Source organism: Microbacterium wangchenii (genome assembly GCF_004564355.1).
In the GTDB taxonomy this organism is placed as follows: domain Bacteria; phylum Actinomycetota; class Actinomycetes; order Actinomycetales; family Microbacteriaceae; genus Microbacterium; species Microbacterium wangchenii.
On record NZ_CP038266.1, the window covers coordinates 3,124,219 to 3,146,672 of the forward strand.

24 protein-coding genes and 1 tRNA gene are annotated in these 22,454 nt (G+C 69.2%); 9 read left to right on the plus strand and 16 right to left on the minus strand.

Annotated features, from left to right (window positions below):
* Positions 1-78: 78 nt before the first annotated feature.
* From E4K62_RS15175 to E4K62_RS15185, 3 genes are read right to left on the minus strand one after another with little or no spacing between them, the layout of a single operon-like run.
* Positions 79-849 (minus strand): amino acid ABC transporter ATP-binding protein, encoded by a 771-nt coding sequence (locus E4K62_RS15175; RefSeq protein ID WP_135068882.1) that lies wholly within the window; start codon positions 847-849, stop codon positions 79-81.
* Entirely contained in the window at positions 842-1,576 is a 735-nt protein-coding gene (locus tag E4K62_RS15180) for an amino acid ABC transporter permease (RefSeq protein ID WP_135068884.1), read from the minus strand. Before E4K62_RS15180 ends, E4K62_RS15175 begins: the two co-directional genes overlap by 8 nt.
* Positions 1,577-1,586: 10 nt before the next feature.
* Positions 1,587-2,429 carry a transporter substrate-binding domain-containing protein gene (locus E4K62_RS15185; protein WP_135068886.1) on the minus strand — a complete coding sequence of 281 codons (843 nt, stop codon included), beginning with the start codon at positions 2,427-2,429 and terminating at the stop codon, positions 1,587-1,589.
* A 113-nt stretch (positions 2,430-2,542) separates the two neighbouring features.
* Between E4K62_RS15185 and E4K62_RS15190 the strand changes: the two genes are divergently transcribed.
* Both E4K62_RS15190 and E4K62_RS15195 read left to right on the plus strand, forming a co-directional pair.
* Complete coding sequence (locus E4K62_RS15190; protein WP_135068888.1) at positions 2,543-3,886, plus strand: aminotransferase class I/II-fold pyridoxal phosphate-dependent enzyme; 1,344 nt, start codon at positions 2,543-2,545, stop codon at positions 3,884-3,886.
* 136 nt (positions 3,887-4,022) lie between these two features.
* On the plus strand, positions 4,023-5,459 hold the full coding sequence (locus tag E4K62_RS15195) for an HNH endonuclease signature motif containing protein (protein WP_135068890.1): 1,437 nt from the start codon (positions 4,023-4,025) through the stop codon (positions 5,457-5,459).
* A gap of 11 nt (positions 5,460-5,470) precedes the next feature.
* Here E4K62_RS15195 and E4K62_RS15200 read toward each other — a convergent pair whose 3' ends face one another.
* On the minus strand, positions 5,471-7,303 hold the full coding sequence (locus E4K62_RS15200) for a DUF2207 domain-containing protein (protein WP_240742716.1): 1,833 nt from the start codon (positions 7,301-7,303) through the stop codon (positions 5,471-5,473).
* Positions 7,304-7,347: 44 nt separating this feature from the next.
* On the opposite strand from E4K62_RS15200, the gene E4K62_RS15205 reads away from it, so the two are divergent.
* Positions 7,348-7,794, plus strand: a complete 447-nt coding sequence (locus E4K62_RS15205) for a MarR family winged helix-turn-helix transcriptional regulator (RefSeq protein ID WP_135068892.1) — start codon at positions 7,348-7,350, stop codon at positions 7,792-7,794.
* Between the two features lie 35 nt (positions 7,795-7,829).
* Here the strand turns inward: E4K62_RS15205 and E4K62_RS15210 are convergent, their stop codons facing one another.
* From E4K62_RS15210 to E4K62_RS15230, 5 genes are read right to left on the minus strand one after another with little or no spacing between them, the layout of a single operon-like run.
* Positions 7,830-8,639 carry a glucosamine-6-phosphate deaminase gene (locus tag E4K62_RS15210; RefSeq protein ID WP_240742717.1) on the minus strand — a complete coding sequence of 270 codons (810 nt, stop codon included), beginning with the start codon at positions 8,637-8,639 and terminating at the stop codon, positions 7,830-7,832.
* A gap of 14 nt (positions 8,640-8,653) precedes the next feature.
* On the minus strand, positions 8,654-9,457 hold the full coding sequence (locus tag E4K62_RS15215; protein WP_308195151.1) for a carbohydrate ABC transporter permease: 804 nt from the start codon (positions 9,455-9,457) through the stop codon (positions 8,654-8,656).
* Between the two features lie 11 nt (positions 9,458-9,468).
* Positions 9,469-10,383, minus strand: a complete 915-nt coding sequence (locus tag E4K62_RS15220) for a carbohydrate ABC transporter permease (RefSeq protein WP_135068896.1) — start codon at positions 10,381-10,383, stop codon at positions 9,469-9,471.
* Positions 10,376-11,728, minus strand: a complete 1,353-nt coding sequence (locus E4K62_RS15225; protein WP_135068898.1) for an ABC transporter substrate-binding protein — start codon at positions 11,726-11,728, stop codon at positions 10,376-10,378. The genes E4K62_RS15220 and E4K62_RS15225 overlap by 8 nt, the downstream gene beginning before the upstream one ends.
* 54 nt (positions 11,729-11,782) lie before the next feature.
* Positions 11,783-12,841, minus strand: coding sequence for a carbohydrate kinase family protein (locus E4K62_RS15230; protein WP_135068900.1), 1,059 nt, complete (start codon positions 12,839-12,841; stop codon positions 11,783-11,785).
* Between the two features lie 108 nt (positions 12,842-12,949).
* Between E4K62_RS15230 and E4K62_RS15235 the strand changes: the two genes are divergently transcribed.
* On the plus strand, positions 12,950-13,699 hold the full coding sequence (locus tag E4K62_RS15235; RefSeq protein ID WP_135068902.1) for a DeoR/GlpR family DNA-binding transcription regulator: 750 nt from the start codon (positions 12,950-12,952) through the stop codon (positions 13,697-13,699).
* Positions 13,696-15,048 (plus strand): 6-phospho-beta-glucosidase, encoded by a 1,353-nt coding sequence (locus tag E4K62_RS15240; RefSeq protein ID WP_135068904.1) that lies wholly within the window; start codon positions 13,696-13,698, stop codon positions 15,046-15,048. The genes E4K62_RS15235 and E4K62_RS15240 overlap by 4 nt, the downstream gene beginning before the upstream one ends.
* Before the next feature lie 25 nt (positions 15,049-15,073).
* Here E4K62_RS15240 and E4K62_RS15245 read toward each other — a convergent pair whose 3' ends face one another.
* A complete protein-coding gene (locus E4K62_RS15245; protein WP_135068906.1) occupies positions 15,074-15,439 on the minus strand; it encodes a VOC family protein in 366 nt (121 codons plus the stop codon).
* A 158-nt stretch (positions 15,440-15,597) separates the two neighbouring features.
* On the opposite strand from E4K62_RS15245, the gene E4K62_RS15250 reads away from it, so the two are divergent.
* Positions 15,598-15,670 (plus strand) — tRNA-Arg (locus E4K62_RS15250).
* A gap of 88 nt (positions 15,671-15,758) precedes the next feature.
* Here the strand turns inward: E4K62_RS15250 and E4K62_RS15255 are convergent.
* The 4 genes from E4K62_RS15255 to E4K62_RS15270 all read right to left on the minus strand — a co-directional run bounded on the left by E4K62_RS15255 (position 15,759) and on the right by E4K62_RS15270 (position 18,424).
* A complete protein-coding gene (locus tag E4K62_RS15255; RefSeq protein ID WP_135068908.1) occupies positions 15,759-16,325 on the minus strand; it encodes an asparagine synthase in 567 nt (188 codons plus the stop codon).
* A 61-nt stretch (positions 16,326-16,386) separates the two neighbouring features.
* Positions 16,387-16,818 (minus strand): MarR family winged helix-turn-helix transcriptional regulator, encoded by a 432-nt coding sequence (locus E4K62_RS15260; protein WP_240742906.1) that lies wholly within the window; start codon positions 16,816-16,818, stop codon positions 16,387-16,389.
* 72 nt (positions 16,819-16,890) lie between these two features.
* Complete coding sequence (locus E4K62_RS15265; protein WP_135068912.1) at positions 16,891-17,793, minus strand: alpha/beta hydrolase; 903 nt, start codon at positions 17,791-17,793, stop codon at positions 16,891-16,893.
* Between the two features lie 22 nt (positions 17,794-17,815).
* Positions 17,816-18,424, minus strand: coding sequence for an NADPH-dependent F420 reductase (locus tag E4K62_RS15270; RefSeq protein WP_135068914.1), 609 nt, complete (start codon positions 18,422-18,424; stop codon positions 17,816-17,818).
* A gap of 186 nt (positions 18,425-18,610) precedes the next feature.
* Between E4K62_RS15270 and E4K62_RS15275 the strand changes: the two genes are divergently transcribed.
* From E4K62_RS15275 to E4K62_RS15285, 3 genes are all read left to right on the plus strand, one after another.
* Positions 18,611-18,853 (plus strand): hypothetical protein, encoded by a 243-nt coding sequence (locus tag E4K62_RS15275; protein WP_135068916.1) that lies wholly within the window; start codon positions 18,611-18,613, stop codon positions 18,851-18,853.
* Between the two features lie 123 nt (positions 18,854-18,976).
* Complete coding sequence (locus tag E4K62_RS15280; protein WP_135068918.1) at positions 18,977-19,396, plus strand: DUF4383 domain-containing protein; 420 nt, start codon at positions 18,977-18,979, stop codon at positions 19,394-19,396.
* 10 nt (positions 19,397-19,406) lie between these two features.
* Complete coding sequence (locus tag E4K62_RS15285; protein WP_135068920.1) at positions 19,407-19,979, plus strand: hypothetical protein; 573 nt, start codon at positions 19,407-19,409, stop codon at positions 19,977-19,979.
* A 6-nt stretch (positions 19,980-19,985) separates the two neighbouring features.
* Here the strand turns inward: E4K62_RS15285 and E4K62_RS15290 are convergent, their stop codons facing one another.
* Together E4K62_RS15290 and araA are read right to left on the minus strand one after the other, a co-directional pair.
* Positions 19,986-20,939, minus strand: a complete 954-nt coding sequence (locus tag E4K62_RS15290) for an aldose 1-epimerase family protein (RefSeq protein ID WP_135068922.1) — start codon at positions 20,937-20,939, stop codon at positions 19,986-19,988.
* A 1-nt stretch (position 20,940) separates the two neighbouring features.
* Positions 20,941-22,452: an L-arabinose isomerase gene (gene araA / locus E4K62_RS15295; protein WP_135068924.1), complete on the minus strand. Its 1,512-nt coding sequence runs from the start codon at positions 22,450-22,452 to the stop codon at positions 20,941-20,943.
* Between the last annotated feature and the right edge of the window lie 2 nt (positions 22,453-22,454).

Sequence of the window (22,454 nt, forward strand, 5' to 3'; positions counted from 1 at the left end):
GTCCTTTCGGGGAGGGCGTACGCGGGCACGCCATGGAGCGGCCCGTCCGGATACGGGCCGAGGGGAGGAGGGAAGGTTTCAGAGCACGTGCTCGAGGAAGGCGTGCGTGCGCTCAGAGGCGGCATCTGAGAAGAAGCGGTCAGGCGCTGCGTCGTCGACGATGCGCCCACGGTCGAAGAGCATCACCCGGTCGGCGACGTTCCGCGCGAAGCCGACCTCGTGCGTCACCACGATCATCGTCATCCCTTGTTCGGCGAGGGACTCCATGACGCGCAGCACCTCGCGCACGAGTTCGGGATCCAGCGCAGATGTCGGCTCGTCGAAAAGCATGATCTTCGGGTTCAGCACGAGCGCCCGCGCGATGGCGACGCGCTGCTGCTGTCCCCCCGACAGCTCGGTGGGGAACTTCTCTGCGAAGCCGTCGAGTCCGACGCGCTGCAGCATGTCCCGCGCGCGATCCGCGTTCTCGGCCTTCGTGCCGCGGCGATGCACTCCGAGTGCCAGGGCGATGTTCCTCAGCACCGACATGTGCGGGAAGAGGTTGAAGTTCTGGAACACCATCCCGACCATGCTGCGGTCGCCGGCGAGTTGACGCTCGGATGCGGCGACCAGGCGCCCGCCGCGCTGGCGCTGGCCGACGAGGCGACCCTCGAAGCGGATCTCGCCGCCGTCGATCGGTTCGAGGAGGGCGACCGAGCGGAGGAAGGTCGACTTGCCCGAACCGGAGGGACCGAGGATCGCGGTGACCTGTCCCCGCGTCGTCGAGAACGACACGTCGTTCACGGCCGGGTGATCGCCGTACAGCTTCGTGACCGCGCTGGCCTGCAGAAGTGGCGTGGACTCAGACATCAGCCGTCTCCTTGCGTCGGGTCGCACCCATCGGGCGACGCTTGACCGGGGTGCTCTTCCACGCGAACTTCCGCTCCAGTGCGCCCTGCGCGAGCATGAACAGCGACACGAGCACGAGGTAGTACATGGCGGCCGCCGAGTAGTACTCCGCGTAGCTGAACGTGCGCGATACGTCCTGCGCGGCCGTGTACAGCAGTTCTTGCAGGGAGATGACGGAGGCGAGGCTGGTCATCTTGACCATGTTGATGAACTGGTTTCCTGTCGGCGGGATCGCCACCCGGATCATCTGCGGGATCTGCACATGCCAGATCGCGCTCCACGGCTTGAGCCCCAGCGCTTTGGCGGCCAAACCCTGACCGGGCGGGATGGACGCCAACGCCGACCGCAGGATCTCGGCCATCAGTGCCGTCTCGAGCAGCGTCAGGCCGACGAAGGCGGCGATGTAGGGCGTGAACCACGACTCCTTCAGCATCGGCACGACCTGAGGGAGGGCGTTCCAGATCAGCAGCAGGATCAGCAGGGCAGGGATGGCACGGAACAGCCAGACATAGGCCGCTCCCCCTACCCGCAGCCACCGCCGCCGGCTCTCCCTGGCGAGAGCGAGGAAGAATCCGAGGACAATCGCTGCAGCCTGCACGAGCGCGGCGAGGGTGATCGCTGTGATCGCTCCGCGCAAATAGGCCGGGGAGAAGAGCGCCTCGAAGAAGAGGCCGGGATCGAACGTCATCGTGCGACGCTCACGGAGCCGAGATACGCTCGGGCAGCAGTCCGTACTCCTCGGCGAGGGCGGCGAACGTCCCATCGGCCGTGAGTTGCGCGGCGACCTCGCGCACCTTCTCGGTCAGTTCGCTCCCCTTGGGGAGGTACATGCCGAAGGAGGTGTCGGCATCGAAGGCACCCGTGAGCAGCTCGTACTCATCGCCGAGAGTCTCTGCGGCCTGCATGGCCGCCACGTCGGTCTCGATGACGGCATCGACGCGTCCGTTACGCAACGCCGCCATTGTCTCCGGCATCTCGGGGTAGCTGGAGAGCTCCATCGCGGACAGCCCGCGGGAGGCGAAGTCAGCGTTCAGCTCCTGCAGGATCTTCTCGTTCGCCGAGGCCGCCTGCACCGCAATGCGCAGTCCAGCGAGGTCGTCGGAACTCTCGATCTCGAGCCCGCTCGCGACGGCGGCCACCAATGCCGGGCCCGTCTCCAGATAGGGGATGGCGTCGGCCTTCGCCGTGCGCTCCTCATTGATGTAGAGCCCGGAGCGCATCACGTCGCACCGTTCCGAGACCAGTGCCGGCAGAAGCCCGTCGAACGCCATCTCGTTGAAGGCGACGGGCACGCCCAGCTCATCGGCGATGGCGGTGATCGAGTCGACATCGAACCCGGTCAGAGTTCCGCCGTCGTTCCAGTACAGCGGAGCGTAGGCGTTCTTCGAGATGCAGACCGTGAGCGTGTCGCCGTTGACCAGCGACAGCGAAGACGACGACTCCGCGGAGGTGTCCGCTTCCGCAGCGCACCCGGCGAGGGAGAGGACGACGGCGCTGGCGGCTGCCAGTGAACTGGCGAGTGTGACGGCAGAACGACGCATAGAAGGTGCTCCTCATCGGAAGTGGGGATGTCCCTTCGGGCGGGACTCGTCCAGCATCCCGGAGATTTGTTTCCGCACTGTGGTCGAATATTTCGGCGCAATATCGTTAATGCGTGAATGATAAAGACGCGCTCGACTTACTGCGCTCACGGATGCAGAGATTCGACGCCGACTCGCTCGTCGATGCCGTGCTGCTGACGGCGCGCAGCGGGGATCTGACCGTCGGGGCGCGCCTCCCGACGATCGCCACGCTCGCGCGATCGCTGGGTTTGTCCAACTCCACCGTCAGCCTGGCGTGGAAGAGCCTCGTGCAGATGGGCGTCATCGAGACCAACCGGCGTGGTGGCACTCACGTCGCGCGACCGGTGGCGGCGACCTCTTATCGCGCCCGAGGCCAGACCGACGCACGATTCCGGTACCGTCTGGCGGCCGGGTACCCGGACCCCGCGCTCCAACCGGATTTGCGCCGGATCCTGCACCAGGTGGCCGACCGCGCGGAGTTTCCGGGCTACCCCGGCAAGGACGACATCAGCCCCGGCTTGCGGGAGGCCCTCCTCAGACGGCTCGGGTACGAACCGGAGGCGCTGCTCCTGGACACCGAGGTGATCGGTGCGCTGCCGCGCGTCCTGCAGGCGGTGAGTCACCGCGGCGCGTCGATCGGTGTGAGCAACCCGGAGTTCCCGCTGTATCCCGCCATCATCCGTCAGCTCGGCATGAACCCCGCAGCGGTGACATTCACCGGCCGGTACGACGAGGTCGACCTGGAGCGGGTGTTGCGCTCAGGGGCGCGGGCGGTGCTCGTGCAGACCCGCGTGCATAATCCGACGGGCCGTCGCGTGCCGACGGAGAATCTCGCCGCGATCGCGGAGTTGCTGCGCAAGTTCGACGCCACGGCTATCGAAATAGACCACCACGGCGCACTGGAGCCGGAGAGCGATGTACGGCTGGCGTCTCTCGCCCCTGAACGCGTCGTCGCGCTGCTCTCGTTCGCCAAGGAGATCCATCCCGACGTCCGCGTCGCCGCGATCGCGGGGCCGCGGGCGGTGCTCGAGCGCGTATCGGCCTGGCGAGCGGGCGGGGAATGGGTGAGCTCGATCAACCGGGCGGTCCTGGAGGCATGCTTGTCCGATCCGGAGGTGGCGACCATCGTCGCTCACGCGCGCGACGAGTACGCCCGGCGCCGGATGCTGTTCCGCGACCGGTTCGCGTCAGCCGGCCTCACCATCGCCTCGGATGCGGGGATCAACCTGTGGATCCCCGTGCGCGACGAGAAGGAAGCCCTCCTACATTTGGCCGTGGACGGAATCGCCGCCGCACGCGGCTCGGCATTCGCGATCGGCCGCGCCATGACCACGCCGCACCTGCACGCCTCCCTCGGCACCATGGGGGCCGACAGCGACTTCCTGAGCGAACGCTTCCTGCGCGCCGCGCTGGCCACGCCGAGTTCGGTCTACTGAACCTCGCTCAGCAATGGCGCGCGCCGCGCACACCTCTCCTCCCCAGCGCACCGCCCTGCGGAGTTATCCACAGAAATAGCGCCTGACCTGGGGTGAAGACCATCCGGATGTCGGTGGCCCCTGCGAGAATCGCCTCATGTTCGACAGCGATCGCACCGCCCTCACGACCTCCCTCCGCGCAGGTCTGCAGGCGATGGTCGACGGGCTGGATGCTGCGGCCGCATCCGATGACGAGCTCCTGCGGCACGTGGCCGACGTGGAAGCCCTCGGCCGACTACTGGACGCGGCCCGCGTGACGCTCGCCGGAGAGGTCGCGCACCGCAGTCGAACCGACCTGGGCAGCGAGCGGCTGACGGTTACCCGCGGTTGCCGCACCCCCGGGGAGCTCCTCGAACGCGTCACGCTCGTTTCGGGTTCGACCGCACGGGCACGCATACGCGCCGCGACGCCGCTCCGAGCTCGCGTCGCGCTCACCGGCGAGCCGCTGCCGCCGGCGTTCCCCGTGGTCGCCGGCGCCGTGGCGTCAGGTGCACTCGGGGTGGATGCCGCCTCCGCGATCGTGACAGCGCTCGCCTCGATCCGCGAGCGCGGCGCCGCGTGTGAGGCGGACGCGTTCGCAGCGGCGGAGCAGGCGCTCGTCGATGCCGCCACGGGAGAAGGCGACGCACTGCCCGCGGGTGCGGATGAGGTCGCGATCATGGCCAACACGTGGGCGCTCTTCCTCGACCCGGATGGGGCACTCCCCGACGGGGAACGTGCGATGAAGGCGCGCGGGCTGACGCTCGGGCGGGAGAGGGCGGGCGTCGTCGGCGTGCAGGGCGCACTGCTTCCCGACGTCGCCGCCGAGTTGCAGCGGTTGCTCGACGCCTTCCTCAACCCGAAGGCGCCGGGCGCTCCCGGCCCGCGCTTCGCGGACGAAGCGGAAACCGATGAGAGCGGCGAGGATGTGCCGGCCGACCCGCGCACGACCACCCAGCGCCGGCACGACGCGTTCGCAGGTGTCCTCTCCGTCGCCGCCGGCATGGACGGCATCCCCAGCCTCGGCGGATCGGCCCCGACGCTCGTGGTCACCGTCGGCGCGGATCAACTCGATCAGGCGTCAGGAGTGGCCTTCGTCCCTCCCACCGGCCCCGGCGACACCGGAGCGGTACCCGCTTCCGTTGCCCGGCATGCCGGCTGCGCCGGACAGATCCAGCGGATCGTCTTCGATCCCGCGGGGCGGATCGTCGATCTCGGCACCCCGCAGCGTCTCTACACCGCACATCAGCGCCGCGCGATCGCCACGAGGGACGGCGAATGCATCATCCCGGGGTGCCACGTCCCCGCCGCCTGGTGCGAAGTGCACCATGTGCAGGAAGCCGCCCGTGGCGGCCCCACCCACACCGACAACGGTGTGCTCTTGTGCTGGTTCCACCACCGCACGATCGAGACGAGCGGGTGGGAGATCCGCATGGTCCGTGGGGCGCCGTGGCTCCGGGCCCCGGGATGGCTCGATTCCGCGCGACGATGGCGACCCGCCACAGGTTCGGTCCACCGCCGGCACGACGCGCTCCTCCAGGCCGCGCCGCCGTGAGCGGCCCCGGGTCAGACGCCGCCGCCGCCTCCGCCTCCCCCGCCCCCGCCGGCGGAACCACCACCGGTCGACCCGCCCGACGTGGACGACGACGACGTCGCACTCGCCGAGAGCGAGCCGATCCCCGACGCGAACGCCCCGGCGTTGAAGCCCGCAGCGCCCACGTACCACCCCGGCGTCCCGGTGGACTCGTACAGCACCCCGAGCCGCTCCGACCACTGCTTCTCCTGCCCGAACACCACGGCGTACGGCAGCAGGGACTCGTAGATGCGGAGCATCTGCCGCGGGTCGCTGGCGTCCACGGCGATGCGCTCGGCACCGCCCGGAGACTGCAGCATCCGGATGCGGTCCGCCTCCGCCCAGTCGATGAACACCTTCAGCCCCGCCAGATGGTCGCGTGTGTCCGCGCCCAGCGGCGTGAGCGGCTTGTGGGCCAGCAGACCGATTCCGAAGACCATCACCAAGGCGCTGACGATCAACAGCACGATGGGCAGGAGCGGGGTGACGCTCCCCGCCAGCGCGAGCACGCCGAAGACAGCCGACACCGCCATCCCCGCGAGCATCAGCACCCCCGGCCACATGCGGGGCCCCAGCGGCACCTCCCGGCGCAGACCCCGCCGCACGAGCTCCTTCCCCGCGTCGGCCAGGATCGCCCGAGCCGCGGTCGAGAGCCTGGTGTCCTGCCGCCCGAACGTGAAGACCGCGCCGGGTGCGGCGTCTTCGCCGAACAGGCCCTTCAGCAGCATCCGCCCGTCCCCGTCGGCGCGTTCAGGATCGACCAGGTGCGCCTCCAGCTGCACGCCCCCGAAGCGGCGCCGCTCACCCTCGACGATGCGGATGCTGCCCACCACGGCCTGCTCGAGCACCTCGGCGGGGATCGCCTTCGTCGTCTTCCCCAGCAGCACGGCGCTCTCGAGGGCGTCCACGGCCGCGGGGGGAGTGAATTCCGCGACGATCGTCGGACGACCCTCGGCATCGGAGAGCAGGCGGACCCTGACCACGATCGCCCACGCCAGCGCGGCCAGGACGATCAGCACGCCCACGAGCTGGAGCCAGCCCCACGGCGAAGCGAAGAACGACGGGTTGAAGGGCGTGAACGTGCCCGAGGCGAAACCGACCGCCACCGTCAGCGTCTCGTGCGCGCCGAGGCCCGTCGCCTCCGCGCGGACGGTGACGGCGCCGTCCGGGGCCTTCTCGCTCGCGATCGGGCACTCGGCCGTCGAATCGCGCGCGCCGGCATAACAGGCCTCCGAGCCGGTCAGCTCTGCGGCGAGCGCCTCATCCACGTGCAGGGCGGCGGTGACGCGATCGAACGGCTGCTCCCAGTCCAGTCCGTTGACGTTCCAGTAGAACTCGTCGGCGTCGGTGTCGTCGAAGAAGCGCACGACGTTGCGCATCGTGTAGGTGAAGACGTACGTCTGCTCCCCGTGCACGTAATCGTCGGCCCGCGAGGTGACCAACAGGTACCCGTCGTCGCTCTCGGTCTCGACCTCGCGGGGATTCCCGTCGGCGTCGGTGACGGAGATCAGATCGACCTCCAGCGGCGCGCCGAGATACTTCTCGGGCAGCAGCCGCTGCATCCCGCGGTTCTGATCCGCGTCGGGGAACTCCGCCACGAACGTCTCCACCACCCGCAGCTCGCTGGCCCCGTCCTCGGCGCGGGTGAGGGTGTAGTCGGCGTCCATGCTCGCGAACGTGAAGTCGTTGACGTCGGCGCGCACCACGGATGCAGCGGCGCCCGGCACGGTGGACGCACCCGACGCAGCCGGCGCGACGACGACCCCCGCACCCACCGAGGCGAGGGCGATCACCAGGGCTGCCAGGGTGCGTCGCATCCACTTCATGCCGCTCAGCCTATGCGGCGCCCGTGCGCCTTACTCTTGTCGGTATGACCGACCGCCACCTCGCCGTCGATGCGTGGGAGAGCCTGTTCCGTGCGCAGCACGAGGTCTTCGAGCAGCTCAGGGTCGACTTCACCGAGACGGATCTGTCGCAGGCGGAGTACGACGTTCTGCTGACCGTCACGCGTGCGCCGGAGATGACGGCGCGTCTGCGCGACGTCACGGCGAACATGCTCATCAGCCAGCCGAGCGTCTCGCGGCTGGTCGACCGGATGGTCGCGCGCGGCCTGATCAGCAAGTGCCCCGATCCCGACGACGGCCGGGGCGCACTGGTCCGCGCCACCGAGGCCGGGGCGGCGGCGTTCCGCCGCCTGGCGTCCGAGCATGCCGCCAACATCGCCGAGCAGATGTCGTGCCTCAGCGACGACGAACTGGCGCTGCTTCGCGATCTCACCGCCAAGCTGCGCCGGCCGAAGCCCGTCACCGACTGCTGACCGGCCCTGTCACCGGCGGTTGCACACCCGGAGGGCTACAAGCGGATCCGATCATCCGCATGCGCGCCGATCATCCGGTCGACCCGCTCGTCATCATGGTCCCGCATCCGCACGTCCGGAAGGAGGTCGGCCTCGGAGATGCCGGAGGCGGCTGCCGGGTCGACCAAGACTGTCACCGCCGGATGACGGTGCAGTGCGGTGACCGGCAGCTCCGGATCGGCCGGGCGGCTCACCAGGCCCGCGATCGCATCCGCCTTCGCGGCGCCGGTCGCGATCAGCAGAAGGCGTCGGGCGCGGAGGATGGTCCCGATGCCCTGCGTCATCGCCGCCCGGGGCACCGCGTCCACACGGCCGCCGAAGAAGCGTGCATTGTCCTGCCGTGTCCGATCGGTGAGCCGTGTGACGTGCGTTCCTCGGGCCAGAGTCGCCCCCGGCTCGTTGAAGGCGATGTGTCCATTGGTTCCCACGCCGAGGAGTTGGAGGTCAACGCCGCCCGCTGCCGCGATGGCTTCGTCATATCTCTCGCCCGCCGCCGCAAGGTCGCGGGCATCGACATCGGGGGCGTGCACGCGATCCCGCGGAATGCCCAGCGGATCGGTCACCGTGCGGCGGATGACCGCGGCGTATCGCTCCGGATGCCCCTGGGGAAGCCCGACGTACTCGTCGAGCAGGAAGACCCGGCACGCACGGTAGGCACCAGGGAAGGCGGCGTGGCGGTTGACGAGCTCGGCGTAGACCTGATCGGGCGACGACCCCGTGGCGAGCCCGAGCACGCGCGCGCCGCCTCCGACGACCTCGTCGAAGCGGTTCGCCGCCTCCGCACCGATCGCCCTGGGGTCGGGCATCACGTGCACCTCGATCATTCGCGCACCGCTCCCTGGAGCATGCCTTTGATGAAGTACCGCTGCAGGAAGATGTACAGCGCGACGACGGGAAGGGCGACCATCACGGCGCCGGCGGCGAGCAGGGCGGTTCCCTGGGTGTACTGGCCCTGGAAGAAGGCCAGCCCCAACGGGGCGGTGCGCACGCTGCCGTTGGGCGACATCACGAGCGGGACGAGGAACTCGTTCCAGGTCCACATGAACACCAGCAGCACGAGCGTGAGGATCGCCGGGCGCCCGATCGGGACGAGGATCTGCCACAGGATCCGGAACGAACTCGCGCCATCGAGCTGGGCCGCCTCGATCATGGCGCGATTGGTCGTGCGGAAGTAGGTGCGCATCCAGTACGTGCCGAACGCGATCGACATCGCGATCTGCGGGAACGCCACGCCCCAGACGGTGTTGGTCAGCCCGATCGTGCGCAGATCGAAGTACAGCGGAACGATGATCGCCTCCGTCGGCACCATGATGCCCAGGAGGAACACGTAGAAGATGACATCGGCGAAGCGGAACCTCATCGTCCCCAGCGCGTACCCGGCGAGGATGGAGGCGGTCACGGCGACGATCACGACGACAACGGCCACGACGACCGAGGTGGCCATGTACTGGCCGAACCGGCCGACTTCCCACGCCTCGGCGAAGTTCTCCCAGTGGAACAGCCGGCCTTCGCGTGCGACCGACGCGCTCTCGGGGCCGAGCGCCAGCGAGAGGATCACGCCGACCGGTCCCAGGATCACCAGAGCGAACACGATGAGGATGACATAGTTCGCGGTCCTCTCCACCGCCGAGGTCTTCACTTCTTGTCCCCGATCCTGTTCACGACGAAGTTGATGGCGAAGACGACGATGGTCAGCGCGACACCCACGGCCGTCGCCGCGCCCACTTCACCGAGTTGGAACGCGCGCCGATAAACCTCGTAGCTGGGCACTGTCGTGGAGGTGCCCGGTCCTCCGCTGGTGGTGACATAGATGAGATCGAAGGTCTTGAGCGCCGCCACGATCGTGAGCGTGAGGGCCACGGTGATCTCGCCCCGCACCGAGGGAAGCGTGATGGCGAAGAACTCCTGGAACGGACCCGCCCCGTCGATGCGCGCGGACTCGTACAGTTCCGGCGGGATGCGGCTCATTCCTGCCATGAGCAGCACAGTGACCAGCCCGAGGCTGACCCAGCTGCCGATGAGCCCGACCGCGGGGAGCGTGAAGGTGTAGTCGCCGAGCCACGGGCGGGCGAGATCGCCCAGGCCGATCGCGCGCAGGAACCCGTTCAGAGGGCCGTCCGGCGCGTAGATCTGCCGCCAGGTGACGGCGACGACGACCATCGCGATGACCTGGGGAAGGAAGATGATGGTCCGGAAGAAGCCGAGACCGCGCACCTGCGCCCGTGTCAGTAGCGCCGCCAGCAGCAGCCCGATGGCCAGCGGAAGCACAGCGTAGAAGAAGATGAGCACGAATGCGTGCAGGAACGCCTCACGCAGCTGCTCGTCCTGGACGAGCGCGATGTAATTGCCGAAGCCGACGAAGGTGGACTGCCCGAGTCCGTCCCACTCGAAGAAGGAGAACTGCGCGGCCCGGCCGAGCGGGAATAACAGGAAAGCCCCGTACAGCAGCGCAGCCGGTGCCAGATAGGCGAGGGGAACCCACGCCGCGCGTGACCGACCGGAGCGCCTCGAGGCCCTCCGGTCGGTCACGCCGACGACTGGGTCACTCATTCGCTGCGACGAACTCCGAGTAGTCGGCCTCCAGCTGCTCAGTGAAGGCCGTGGGCGTCATCTCTCCGGCCAGCAACCCCTGCAGCGCCCGCCCGAGCGTCTCGCCGGCCGTGGGCGTGGCGTAGTCGAGGTAGGGCAGGAGATCACCGTCTGTCGTGACCTCGCCGAAGACGGCGAACACGTCCGCGAGCACACCGGAGGACGGAGCCAGTTCGGCGGTGCGGTTGACCGGCAGATTCCCCGTCTCCACGATGATGTCCATCGCGTCATCGCTCGTGAGGAAGTCGATGTACGCCGCCGCGACGTCAGTGTTCTCCGCGGCTGAGGTGATGGCGAAGGGCAGGCTCGTGCCGCCCGTCGTGGCCACCGACCCCGACTCGGTCGCCGGAACGAAGAAGCCCACGTCCTCGCCCATGGCGTCTTCGAGATCAGCCGAGAGCCACGAGCCGCCGAGGAGGAACACGCCCTGACCGTCGGCCAGCGCCTGCCAGGCGTCGTCGTAATCGGTCCCATTCACGCCGTCGTTGAAGTAGCCGCTGTCCACCCAGCCCTGCAGTGCGGCGGCGGCCGCCTCGTTCTCCGGCGTGGTCCAGCTCGCGCCGGGATTGCCCAGGCCGAGCGACGTGATCGATTCCGGGTCGACGTACGCACCCTGCAGCGGCCCGAAAACGTGTCCTGCCGGCCATTGCTCGATGTTGCCGAGCTGAAGCGGGATCTCCCCCGCCTCCTTCGCGGCGGCCAGGGCGGCGTCGAACTCATCCCACGTTCCGGGCACCTCCAGCCCGAGCCCCTCGAGCTTCGACTTGGAATAGAAGACACCCACGACCTCGCCCATCTGCGGGAGGCCGTAGAGGTTGCCGTCGCCGAAGACCGCCGCGTCCTCGCTGTACGTGGAGTACTGCAGCACCGAGGGCGAGTAGCGCTCGAGCCAGCCGTATGCGTCGGCGTAGTCATCGAGAGGACGAAGCTGTCCCGCCTCGACGAAGGCACCCATCGTGTTGCGGCCGTTGTTGGCCTGCACGACGTCGGGGGCGTCCTTGTCCGTGAGCGCGAGACGGAGGGTGGTGTTGAGATCCTCGAACGCCTGCGACACGCGTTCTATGGTGATGTTCGGATACTTCTCCTCGAACGCCGCGTTCAGGCGTTCGATCTCCTCGTTCTGACCCCCGCGGACCTCCTGGTCCCAGACTGTCAGCGTCATCTCTCCCACTTCGGAGATGTCGGTGCTGATCGCCCCGCCGGAGGGAGCGTTCTCGGGAGTTCCCGCGCCAGGCGCGCATGCGGTGACGCCCAGCAGGAGGGCGGCGCCGCCCGCCAGCGCGGCGAGCCGTGTGTGTCGTTGCATGATTTCCCTTTCGGTTTCCAGTGGTGCAAGAGGCTTGGGTGGTTCACCGGTGGCTCACGAGGTGCGAGCCAAGTACAAGCCGGGGCCGGCACGGCGCACCGGGGGCGGGGCGTCGGCGGGCAGGACGTCGCTCAGGAACCCATAGCGCCGCACGAGGTCCTCATCGCCACCCGCCAGGGTCCGCTCCCACCACTGCCCGATCTCCGCCCAGCCGGGAGCGCCGAAGGATCCGCCGAGCTGGCCTACCGAGAGCCCGGAGCACAGGGCCGCGAAGGCGAGCCTCTGGGCCAGAGGCCACTCGGCAAGCGTGCCGGCGACCAGCGCCGCACCGAATACGTCCCCGGCGCCGGTGGCGTCGACGAAATCAGTCCGGATCGAAGGAACGGCAGCCTCTTCACCGGTGGCGGCGTCGATCGCAACGGCGCCAGCGGCGCCACAGGTCACAACGACCAGGGGAACCTGCTCAGCCAGCCGTCGGGCGGCCTCGCGCGGCTCGTCCGCCCGAGTGTATGCCGACGCCTCCCGCGAGTTGGGCGTGAACGCGTGGCAGTACGCGAGCGGATCGAGATCACGCGGATCCCACCGTTCGCTGGAGTCCCAGCCGATGTCGGCGAAGATCCGGGTGCCGGCTCGCGACGCCCGCTTCCACCAGGAATCGGGATCGCGCTCCTCGCGCAGAGCGTTGAGATCGGCCAGTGCGGTACGGGCGCGCAGAGGGCCGCTGAGGAGCTCGTCGACGGACACCGGCCACTCCTGGTCGTACGTCACCATGCTGCGATCCGCGTCCTGCTCGATGGCCACCGTGACGGCGGTCGTGAAGCCGGAGATCATGCGCGATCGGGAGAGGTCGATTCCCTCGTGCTCGCCGAGCACCTCCCAGCTCCAGCGGCCATGAACGTCGTCGCCGAAGACGGATGCCAGCGAGGAGCGAAGCCCGAGCCGCGTTGTCGCGACGGCAAGATTCGCGATGCCTCCCGGGCTGATTCCGAACTCCTTGGCGCGCACTTCGGTGCCGGCGGCAGGGCGGCCATCGAGTCCAGTGAAGACGAAGTCCAGGAACAGTGGCCCGGTGAGCACGACGTCCACATCGGCGTGAGCATCGGCGGAGGTCATCTCGCTCCTCTCAGGGGCGTCCACGGCGACAGCGTTTGCTAGAACATACTCCAGAACTGCTCGAATATGCACAATAGATGCTCGAAGCTGACTGATATGCTCGCTCGCATGCTCACTTCGACGCGGCAAGCTCGAATCCTCGATTCCCTCCGCTCAGACGGCGAGGTGCGCGTGGAAGACCTCGCCGACCAGCTGGGCGTATCGGCCTCGACGATCCGGCGCGATCTGAACGCGCTGAGCGCAGAGGGCCTCCTCAAACGGGTGCGCGGCGGCGGCAACATCGAGCCGGACCGCATCCCGTTCTCCGACGTATCCCGTCAGCAGCAGCCGGAGAAGCTCCGCATCGCGCGGCGGGCGGCCGAGCTGGTCTCCGACGGCGACGTGATCCTGGTCGACATCGGAACCACCACCGCACTGTTCGCACGCGAGCTGCGCGGACGTCGCATCACGGTGATCACCTCGAGCCTCGCCGTGATCGACGAACTGCGCTCCGACGACGGAGTCGAGCTGATCGTCCTGGGCGGAGTCGTCCGCAACAACTACAACTCGATGGTCGGCACTTTGACCGAACAGGCCCTCGCGCAGATCCGCGCGACCACATGCTTCCTCGGGACGAGTGGCATCCGACCGGACGGCACCATCGCCGACACGACCGGCATGGAGGTCCCTATCAAACGGGCCATGATCGCTTCTTCCGTCCGCTCGGTCGTCTTGGCGGATGCCTCCAAGTTCCCCGGCGTCGGACTGCTGAACGTCTGCGGCCCGGAGCAGCTGTGGGGCGTCGTGACGAACGAGGGAGCGGACGAGGCGACCCTCGACGTCTTCCGCAGCAATGACATCGAGGTGATGACGGCGTGAAACTGACCATCGTCGGAGGCGGCGGCTTCCGTGTGCCTCAGGTGTTCGAAGCGGTGTCCTCGGAGGACGCACCCGTGCGCATCGACGAACTGGCGCTGTTCGATGTCTCACACTCGCGCCTCGCGATCATCCGATCCGTCATCGACCGGATGTCGGAGACCAGTGCGCACGTCCCCACGATCACCGTCACCGAAGACCTCGCCGAAGCCCTGCGCGGTGCCGACTTCGTGTTCGCGGCCGTGCGCATCGGCGGCACCGCCGGACGGGTGGTCGACGAGCGTACGGCGCTGGAGCTCGGCGTGCTCGGGCAGGAGACCGTCGGGCCCGGCGGCATCTCGTACGCCCTGCGCACCATCCCCTTCATGGTGAACCTCGCCCACGTCGTGCGCGAGGTGGCACCCGACGCGTGGGTGATCAACTTCACCAACCCCGCTGGCATGGTCACCGAGGCGATGCGCGCCGTCCTGGGCGATCGCGTCGTCGGCATCTGCGACACCCCCATCGGCCTGATGCGTCGCGCCGTCTCGGCGGTCGGCGCGACTCCCTCCTCAGGGCCGGGTGCGGGCGGGCTGCACTTCGATTACGTGGGGCTGAACCACCTCGGATGGTTGCGCAGCGTCCAGATCGACGGCGTCGACCAGCTGCCGCGGCTCCTCGCCGACGATCGTGCGCTCACAACGATCGAGGAGGCCCGGCTCATGGGGTTCGACTGGGTGCGCGCCCTGGGCGCCCTCCCCAACGAATACCTGTACTACTACTACTTCACTCGCGAGGCGACCGAGCGGATCCGCTCGGCGGAAACCACCCGCGGAGAGTTTCTGGACCGCCAGCAGGGCGGTTTCTTCTCCGCGCCCGGTCACGACCCCCTCGACGCGTGGCTGCGCACCCGGCGGGAGCGCGAGTCGAGCTACATGGCCGAGAGCCGGCAGGACGGCGAATCGCGTGAGACGAGCGACGTCGACGGCGGCGGCGGCGGCTACCAGACCGTGGCCCTCGAGCTGATGGCGGCGATCGCCTCAGACCGACCGGCGACGATGATCCTGAACGTCCGCAACGGCGACCTCATCCCCTCCCTCCCAGCGGATTCGGTGATCGAAGTGGGATGCGTCGTCGACGCGGACGGCGTGCACCCCTGGCCGATCGCCCCGGTCCGCGGTGAGATGCTCGGCCTCATGACTCAGGTCAAGTCCGCCGAGCAGCTGACGATCGAAGCGGCGCGCACCGGCTCCAGAGAACTCGCATGGCGAGCATTCGCCGCGCATCCGCTCGTGGACTCCGTCACCGTCGCCCGCAGACTCCTGGACGGCTACCAGCAGCGATTCACTGATCTCGGACGCCTCCTCACGTGAGGTGACGATGTGGACGGCCGCCGCCTCACACCCGCTGGAAGGCGACGAGCCCGACGAGGTTCCCCTCGGTGTCGCGCACGAAGGCATGCCATTCCTCATGCCGCGCCGGCCCGAGCACATCGCCGTCATGGGTGAAGATCACATGCGGACGCGTGACGACCTCCGCCACACCCTGCAGCCGCTCGATCGCCTCATGCACATTGTCGACATGCAGATACACCAGAGCCGAGGGCGCGTTGCGGTCGAGCACGAGGCGCACGCCGTCGAGATCGAAGAACACGAGCCCCGGATCGTCGAACCGCGCGACAGGCCCGGCCTCGAGCAGCACCGTATAGAAGTCCGCTGCCCGATCAAGATCCTCGGCACGCTGCGCCACCTGCACCAGTCGCATGTTCCTCCGTCGCCTTGCCGTGGTGCCCCCAGTCTCACCCGACCCGTCCGAGGCCGCAATCACGGACCTGCGGATATGGCGGCGGCACCGATTCGTCGGTGCGGCTCAGTGTGGGGTATTCTCTAGGAGGCCCACGCGCCGTTTCGCGCGGGGGCCGTGCGCCCGTAGCTCAATGGATAGAGCATCTGACTACGGATCAGAAGGTTAGGGGTTCGAGTCCCTTCGGGCGCGCACTGTGTTGAGACAGTAACGAAATCCCCCGCTCTCCTCGGAGAGCGGGGGATTTCTGCATCCCGCCCGCGGCCGCGACGACGCACGGTCAGGATTCGGCGGCCTCCGCGGATTGGCGTCTGCGCTGCGTGTGCGCCGCCAGGCGTGCGAGATCCACCATGCGCAACGCGTCCATCCGCGCCTTGCGCATGCGTTCGTAGTCGGGGTCCGCGTCGGGAGTCATCCCCTCGACCTTGAGGCGCCGCTGCAGGTTGGCCTCGACGTCACCCCACGCCGCCTCCCGAGCGGTGTCGACCAGCTGGTAGACCCGCTCGGGGTCATCGGCCCATGCGCGCAGCTCCTTGGCGACACCCTCGTACTGCTTCCGCCGGCGGCGCAGGTTGCGCATGTCGCGCTCCCGGTAGTCGTGGGTGCCGCTGGAGGTGGAGAACTTGCCCCACGCGCCGCGCCGCAGATCGCGCATGCGCTGAGCCGCCCGCTCCTGCTCCTCCGCCAGGGCGAGGATCGTGTCACGGGCGAACCCGGCGAGCCTGTCGCGATCGAAAGCGGCACCGGCGGAGATCGTTTCAACCAGGATGTGGTTCCGCACGGTCAATCGAGCAGCTGCAGAGGCGATCGACACGCCCTCCGCCACCGCTTCCGACGTTCGCCCCACCACAGACCTCCCTCGCACCGAGGCTAGCGGCTCCCGCCCACCCCACCGGCCGCACTTCGCGTCAGTTCGTCGCGACCTTCGCCAAGCCCTGGCTGATGGCGGCCAGTTCGGCGGAACTGACACGGTCCAGGAAGAGCCGTCTGACCAGCGCGATGTGGCCGGGAAGGGCCTGCGCGAGCAGCTCCGCGCCGGCCGGCTCCAGCCGGATGAGCACGGCGCGGGCGTCCTCCTCGCTCGCGCGACGGCTCACGAGCCCGCGGTTCTCCAGCTGCGTGGCCTGATAGGTCAGCCCGTTCTTCGACGCGACGACCACGTGGGCCAGGTCGCTCATCCGCAGCTCGCCGGCATCCTGCAGCTGCGCGAGCACGGTGAACTGCGCCTCCGTCAGTCCGTGTTCGCGCAGCTGCGTCGCCACCGCGCGCTGCAGGCGGTCCCCCGCTGCACGAAGCGCGAAGTACGCCGAGAGCTCGTCGCGACTGATCTGCTGGTCCACCAAGGGCGTGTCCTTCCCGCCCTCGTAGGGTACCGAACCGTAGGTGCGCCCCGCGGTGCAGGGGGGATGCGGTCATCCCGGCTGCGTGTCCAGGGCGGCGCGGATGAAGTTCCCGGCATTGCCGAGCGCGACATCGGCTTCGTCGAGCATCGCGGCGAAACCCACGAAAACGTGCGGGACGCCCGGCGTGACTTCCAGTCGCACGCTGACGTCCTGCGCGGCGGCATGCGCCGCCAGCCGTGTGGCATCGTCGAGCAGCACTTCATTGCCTCCGACCTGCACCAGAAGCGGCGGCAGCCCCGTCAGATCCCCGAACAGCGGGCTGATCAGCGGATCGCGCAGATCCGCCTCACCGGCGTAATCCCGTGCCCGGCGCATCAGCCCTTCGGCCGTCACCGATGGATCCGCCGCCGCCTTGGCTGCCGCACTCCGCCCGGAGAGGGTCAGATCGACCCACGGCGATGCGGCGTAGATCGCCGCGGGCCCCGGCATCCCCGCCGCGCGGATCGCCATCGCCGCCGCCACCGCCAGTCCGCCGCCGGCCGACTCCCCCGCCAGGACGATGTCGTGGCCGGGCACGCCGCTGTCCAGCAACCCGCGGTAGGCCGCCACGGCATCTTCCACCGCCGCCGGGTGGGGCGACTCGGGAGCCAGCGCGTACTCCACGGAGACGACCCGGGTCCGCGAGCGGCGTGCCAGCTCGGAGGCCAGACCCGCGGAGAGCTCCGCCGCCCCGATCGTGTAGGCGCCGCCATGGAAGTACAGGATCGTCCCGCGTGGGCGGACCCCCTCGATGCCGACGGTGACCACCGGGACGCCACCGAGTCGCCCGCTCCCGGTGACGACATCGCCGGCGAGGGGGATCGATTCCATCATGTGTGCGAAGAGCTGGCGCTGCTCGGCCACGTCGCCGCCGAGGTCGAGGGGTAGGGAACGGAGCATCTCGTCCAGCGCGATCCGCTGCTGCTCGGTCATGTGAGCGATCCTCTCCGCACCGTCAGCGGATGACGGCGACGTTGAAGCGCTCGCTTCGCAGCCCCATCATCATCGCGGCGAACAGCAGGAAGTAATGCTCGACCGCTCGCGCGGTCGCGATCCCGCCGAGGTCGATCTGCTGCTCGTCGGCCCACCCGAGGGTCCGCAGGATGTCGGCGACGGTGGCCTTGGCCTGGGCATCGTCACCGGAGAGGAACACCGTGGTGGGGACGGGCAGGCCCGACGGATCGACCGCCAGGGTCCCGGCGAGGGTGTTCAGGGTCTTCACGACGCGCGCATCCGGAAGCGCCTGCTGCAGCCGCTCGCCGAGGCTCCCGTCGGGGTAGAGGAGTTCGAGGTGCTGATCGACCGCGTTGCCGATGTCGATCAGCACGCGATCCCCGATGTCGCCTGCCAGGGCGGTGAGGGTCTCCAGCGAGTGGGCGGCCGCCACCGCGCTCAGCACGATCTCGCCCCGTGCGATGGCGTCGGCATGACCGAGGACCGGCGCGGGCAGATCGGTGACCGCCCCCGGGTCGCGGGAGCCGAAGACGACGGAATGTCCGGAGCGAAGCAGTCCTGCTCCGAGGGTCCGGGCCATGTGGCCGGTGCCCAGGATGGTGATGTTCATGATCTCCTCGATCGGTGGGCTAATAGTTCCAAGTGGAACGACCTGCGACGTTACACATAGTTCCAGTTGGAATCAACCAGAATCGCGATACCGCGATGAGCCGCGTGGCGCAACCCCGTCGAGGGATCCGTTCCCCGGGACCTAGCGTCGAGACATCTCTTCCGGAAGGAGGAAGACATGGGATTCATGGACGACGCGAAGCGTGCGGCAGAAGAAGCCGCGCGCAAGGCCAAGGATGCGTGGGAGGACATCACCGACAAGAACGACGATCATCCCGACACGCACGGCACGGCTGCCGGGCGCACGAAGGAAACGCCGGCGACCGGCGACAACAGTCAGCCCGCCGCCGACACCCGCAGAGCGGATGCCGAAAGCGGGAACGCTCAGCACCAGAACGAAATGGGCGAGCAGCTGCGCCGCGACCCCTGACCCGCGCGCGCGGCCGCGCCCGCGACTGCGCGCACGAATGGAGGGCCTCGGCGATCATCCCGAGGCCTTCCCCCTGCGCCCCAGCCAGGGGCGTCCCACCGCACCACACACACGGAGGTATCCATGGGCTCATCACCCAACCGTCTCGTCGCCGTCATCTTCGGAGCCGTCTACGCCCTCGTCGGCCTGCTCGGGTTCACCGTGACCGGCGCCGTCGAATTCGCCGGACCCGACGGCGAGCTCCTCCTGGGGATCTTCCAGGTGAACCCGCTGCACAACATCGTGCACCTGCTGATCGGCCTGGCCCTCCTGGTCGGCGGCATCGCCGGCGTCCGCGCCGCCAAGACGGTCAACATCATCGTCGGTGCGGCGTACCTGCTGCTGGGCATCGTCGGCTTCTTCCTCGACGGACCCGCCAACTTCCTGGCGCTCAACGTCGCCGACCACTTCCTCCACCTGGCCACGGCGATCATCCTCCTGGGTGTCGGCCTGGCCGCCGACCGGGAAGTCCGCAACAGCACCACCCGCACGCGCGCCGCGTAAGGGACTCTGCATGCCGGTGCTCACCGCGACCCGCGCCGCCCCCGCACGTGATCCGCGTGCGGGGGCGGCGCCGGTCGCGTTCACCGGATCATGGCCGGCCGTGGGAGCGTGGGGAGCCGGCCTGGTCGTGGCGGGCCTGGGCGCAGGGGCCATCGCCGGTCCGAACGGCTCGGGGCCGTCACGCGCGGTGGGTTTCCTCGTCTTCTCCCTGGGCCTTGCCTGGCTCGCCTGGGGAACCGCGGCCCTCTCGCGTGGGCGCATCCCGGCCCCGCGCGCCGTGGCCGGCGGCGCGGTCACCGGGATGCTGCTGCTGGCAGCTCTGCTGGTGCTCTCGCCGGCGCACACGAGCGTCTTCGCCGTCGGGACGGCGATGGGCCTCCTCCTGGCGGTCGCCCTGTGCACCGCGGGTGCACTCCGGCGGCCCCACGACGAGCGCCCCGCCCGAGCCATGAGCGTGTGGGGACTCGTGCTCGCCGCAGCCGTGCTCTCGGTCGTCGTGACGCCCGCCCTGACCGCATCGCGGGACGCGGTACTGCTGCGAGAGGACGGCACGGTGCCCGTCGTCACGCACGACGGGCACTGACGACGCTCAGCCGACGGGGTGGATCGTCCAGCCCGCGGCGACCGGCTCGCCACCCGGCTCCAGCAGCAGCAGGCCGGTGTCGAAGTCGTAGCTGCCGGCATTGAAGGCGTCGGGGGCGCACGTCATGGGCTCGACCGCCAGCCCGGTGCGATGCGCCGGCGACGCCTCGCCCTCCGGCTGGTCCGCGGTGTGCACCTGCACCCACGGGCAGTCGAGGGACCATGTGATCGCCGCTCCCCGCCCGGTGCTGTCGGTCACCGCGACCGTCGTCGTCCCGTCGGCGGTGCGGTCCAGGCCGGTGAAGGCGTGGTCGATCTCGACGCTGCCGACGCGGCGCGCCGCGCGGAAATCGAAGCGCTCCGGGTCGGTCGTCACATCGGCCAGGCGCGTGGGGACGAGCCGGTCCGGCGTCACCTCAAGTACCCGTGACGCCGGCAGGTGCAGCATCCAGTCGTCGACACGGCCCTCCCCCGCGACGAGGTAGGGGTGCGGGCCGGTTCCCCACGGCGCTGCGGAGTCACCCTCGGTGTGGGCCCGGACGGTCTGGGTGAGACCGTCCGCGGCGAGCACGAAGCTCGTCTCCACATGCACGCGCCACGGGTAGCCGGTCTGCGGCTCGACGGTCGCGGCGAGGGTGACATGACTCGGGCCCTTGTCGGTCACGGCATACTCGGTCCACGCGAGCAGACCGTGCAGCGCGTGCGACCGGCTGCGCTCGGTCAGCGGCAGGAGCTGATCGGCATCGGCGAACCGGTAACGCCCGTCCACGACGCGGTTGGGCCACGGAGCCAGGGTCGCGCCGCGGTAGCCGGGACGCACCTCATCCGCCTCGAAGCCGAGCACGAGGGGCCGACCCTCGTGCTCGTACGCGCGCAGGGAGGCTCCCACCCCCGCGATGATCGCTTGTGCATCACCGGCGCGCAGGCAGTGCTGAGTGCCCGAGAGTGGGGTGCGTGCCATGTCAGAACCCCTGCGCGAGCCGGTAGTACGCCTGGTTCCAGCGCAGCTCGTGCTGGAACCCGCGGACGGTGGTGTCGGCATCGATCACGACGAGCTCGGTCGCGGCGATCTCGGCGAAGTCGTGGAACACCTCGATGCCCACCGCCGTGGTCATGACGGTGTGGTGGGCCGCTCCTGCGGCGAGCCAGCACGCGGCCGATGTGGCGAAGTCCGGCTGCGGCTTCCACACGGCACGCCCCACCGGCAGCTTCGGCAGATCGGGCGCCTCGATGTTCTCGACGACGTTCGCGGTGAGGCGGAAGCGGTCGCGCATGTCGCTCATCGCCACGACGAGTGCCGGACCCGGATCGGCGGTGAAGACCAGACGCACCGGATCGTCCTTGCCGCCGATGCCGAGCGGGTGGATCTCCAGGCGGGGCTTCGCGGTCGTCAGCGAGGGCGACACCTCGAGCATGTGCGCACCGAGGATCTTCTCGTCGCCCGGAACGAGGTCGTACGTGTAGTCCTCCATGAGGCTCGCGCCGCCGGGGAGACCCGCGCCCATGACGTTGGCGACACGGACGAGGATCGCGGTCTTCCAGTCGCCTTCGGCGCCGAAGCCGTACCCTTCCGCCATCAGTCGCTGCACGGCGAGCCCCGGCAGCTGCCGGAGGGCACCGAGGTCTTCGAAGCTCGTCGTGAACGCCCCGAACCCGCCCTCCTCGAGGAAGGCCCGCAGCCCGAGCTCGATGGCGGCGCCGTCGCGCAGCGACGAGTGCCGCTCGCCGCCGGCGCGCAGCTCCGGCGCGACGTCGTAGAGCTCTTCGTACTCGGCCACGAGCGCGTCGATCTCCGCCTCGGATGCCGCGGCGACGGCATCGGCGAGATCGTTGACGCCCCACGTGTTCACCTGCACGCCGAAGCGCAGCTCGGCCTCGGTCTTGTCACCCTCGGTCACGGCGACGTAGCGCATGTTGTCGCCGAAGCGCGCGAGCTTGAGCGAGCGCGCGGCCGCCCATCCGGCCGCCGCGCGCTGCCAGTCCTCGATCTGCTGCCGGACGGCGGGGTTCGAGACGTGTCCGACCACCGTCTTGCGCGCCACGCCGAGCCGCGTCTGGATGTAGCCGAACTCGCGGTCGCCGTGCGCGGCCTGGTTCAGGTTCATGAAGTCGAAGTCGATCTCCGACCACGGCAGCTCGACGTTCGCCTGGGTGTGCAGGTGCAGGAGGGGCTTCTGCAGCGCGTCCAGCCCGCCGATCCACATCTTCGCCGGGCTGAACGTGTGCATCCAGGCGATCAGGCCGATCACCTCGTCGCGCGCGTTGACGTCGAGTGCGAGGCGACGGATGCTGTCGGCATCCGTGAGCACCGGCTTCCACACGACCTTCACCGGAAGACCGTCGAGCCCGCCGACGACGGCCTGGGACTGCTCGGCGACCTGGCGGAGGGTCTCCTCGCCGTACAGGCCCTGACTGCCGGTGACGAACCAGATCTCGAACGCATCGAGCGAGGTGGACAGCGGGGTGCGGGTCATGA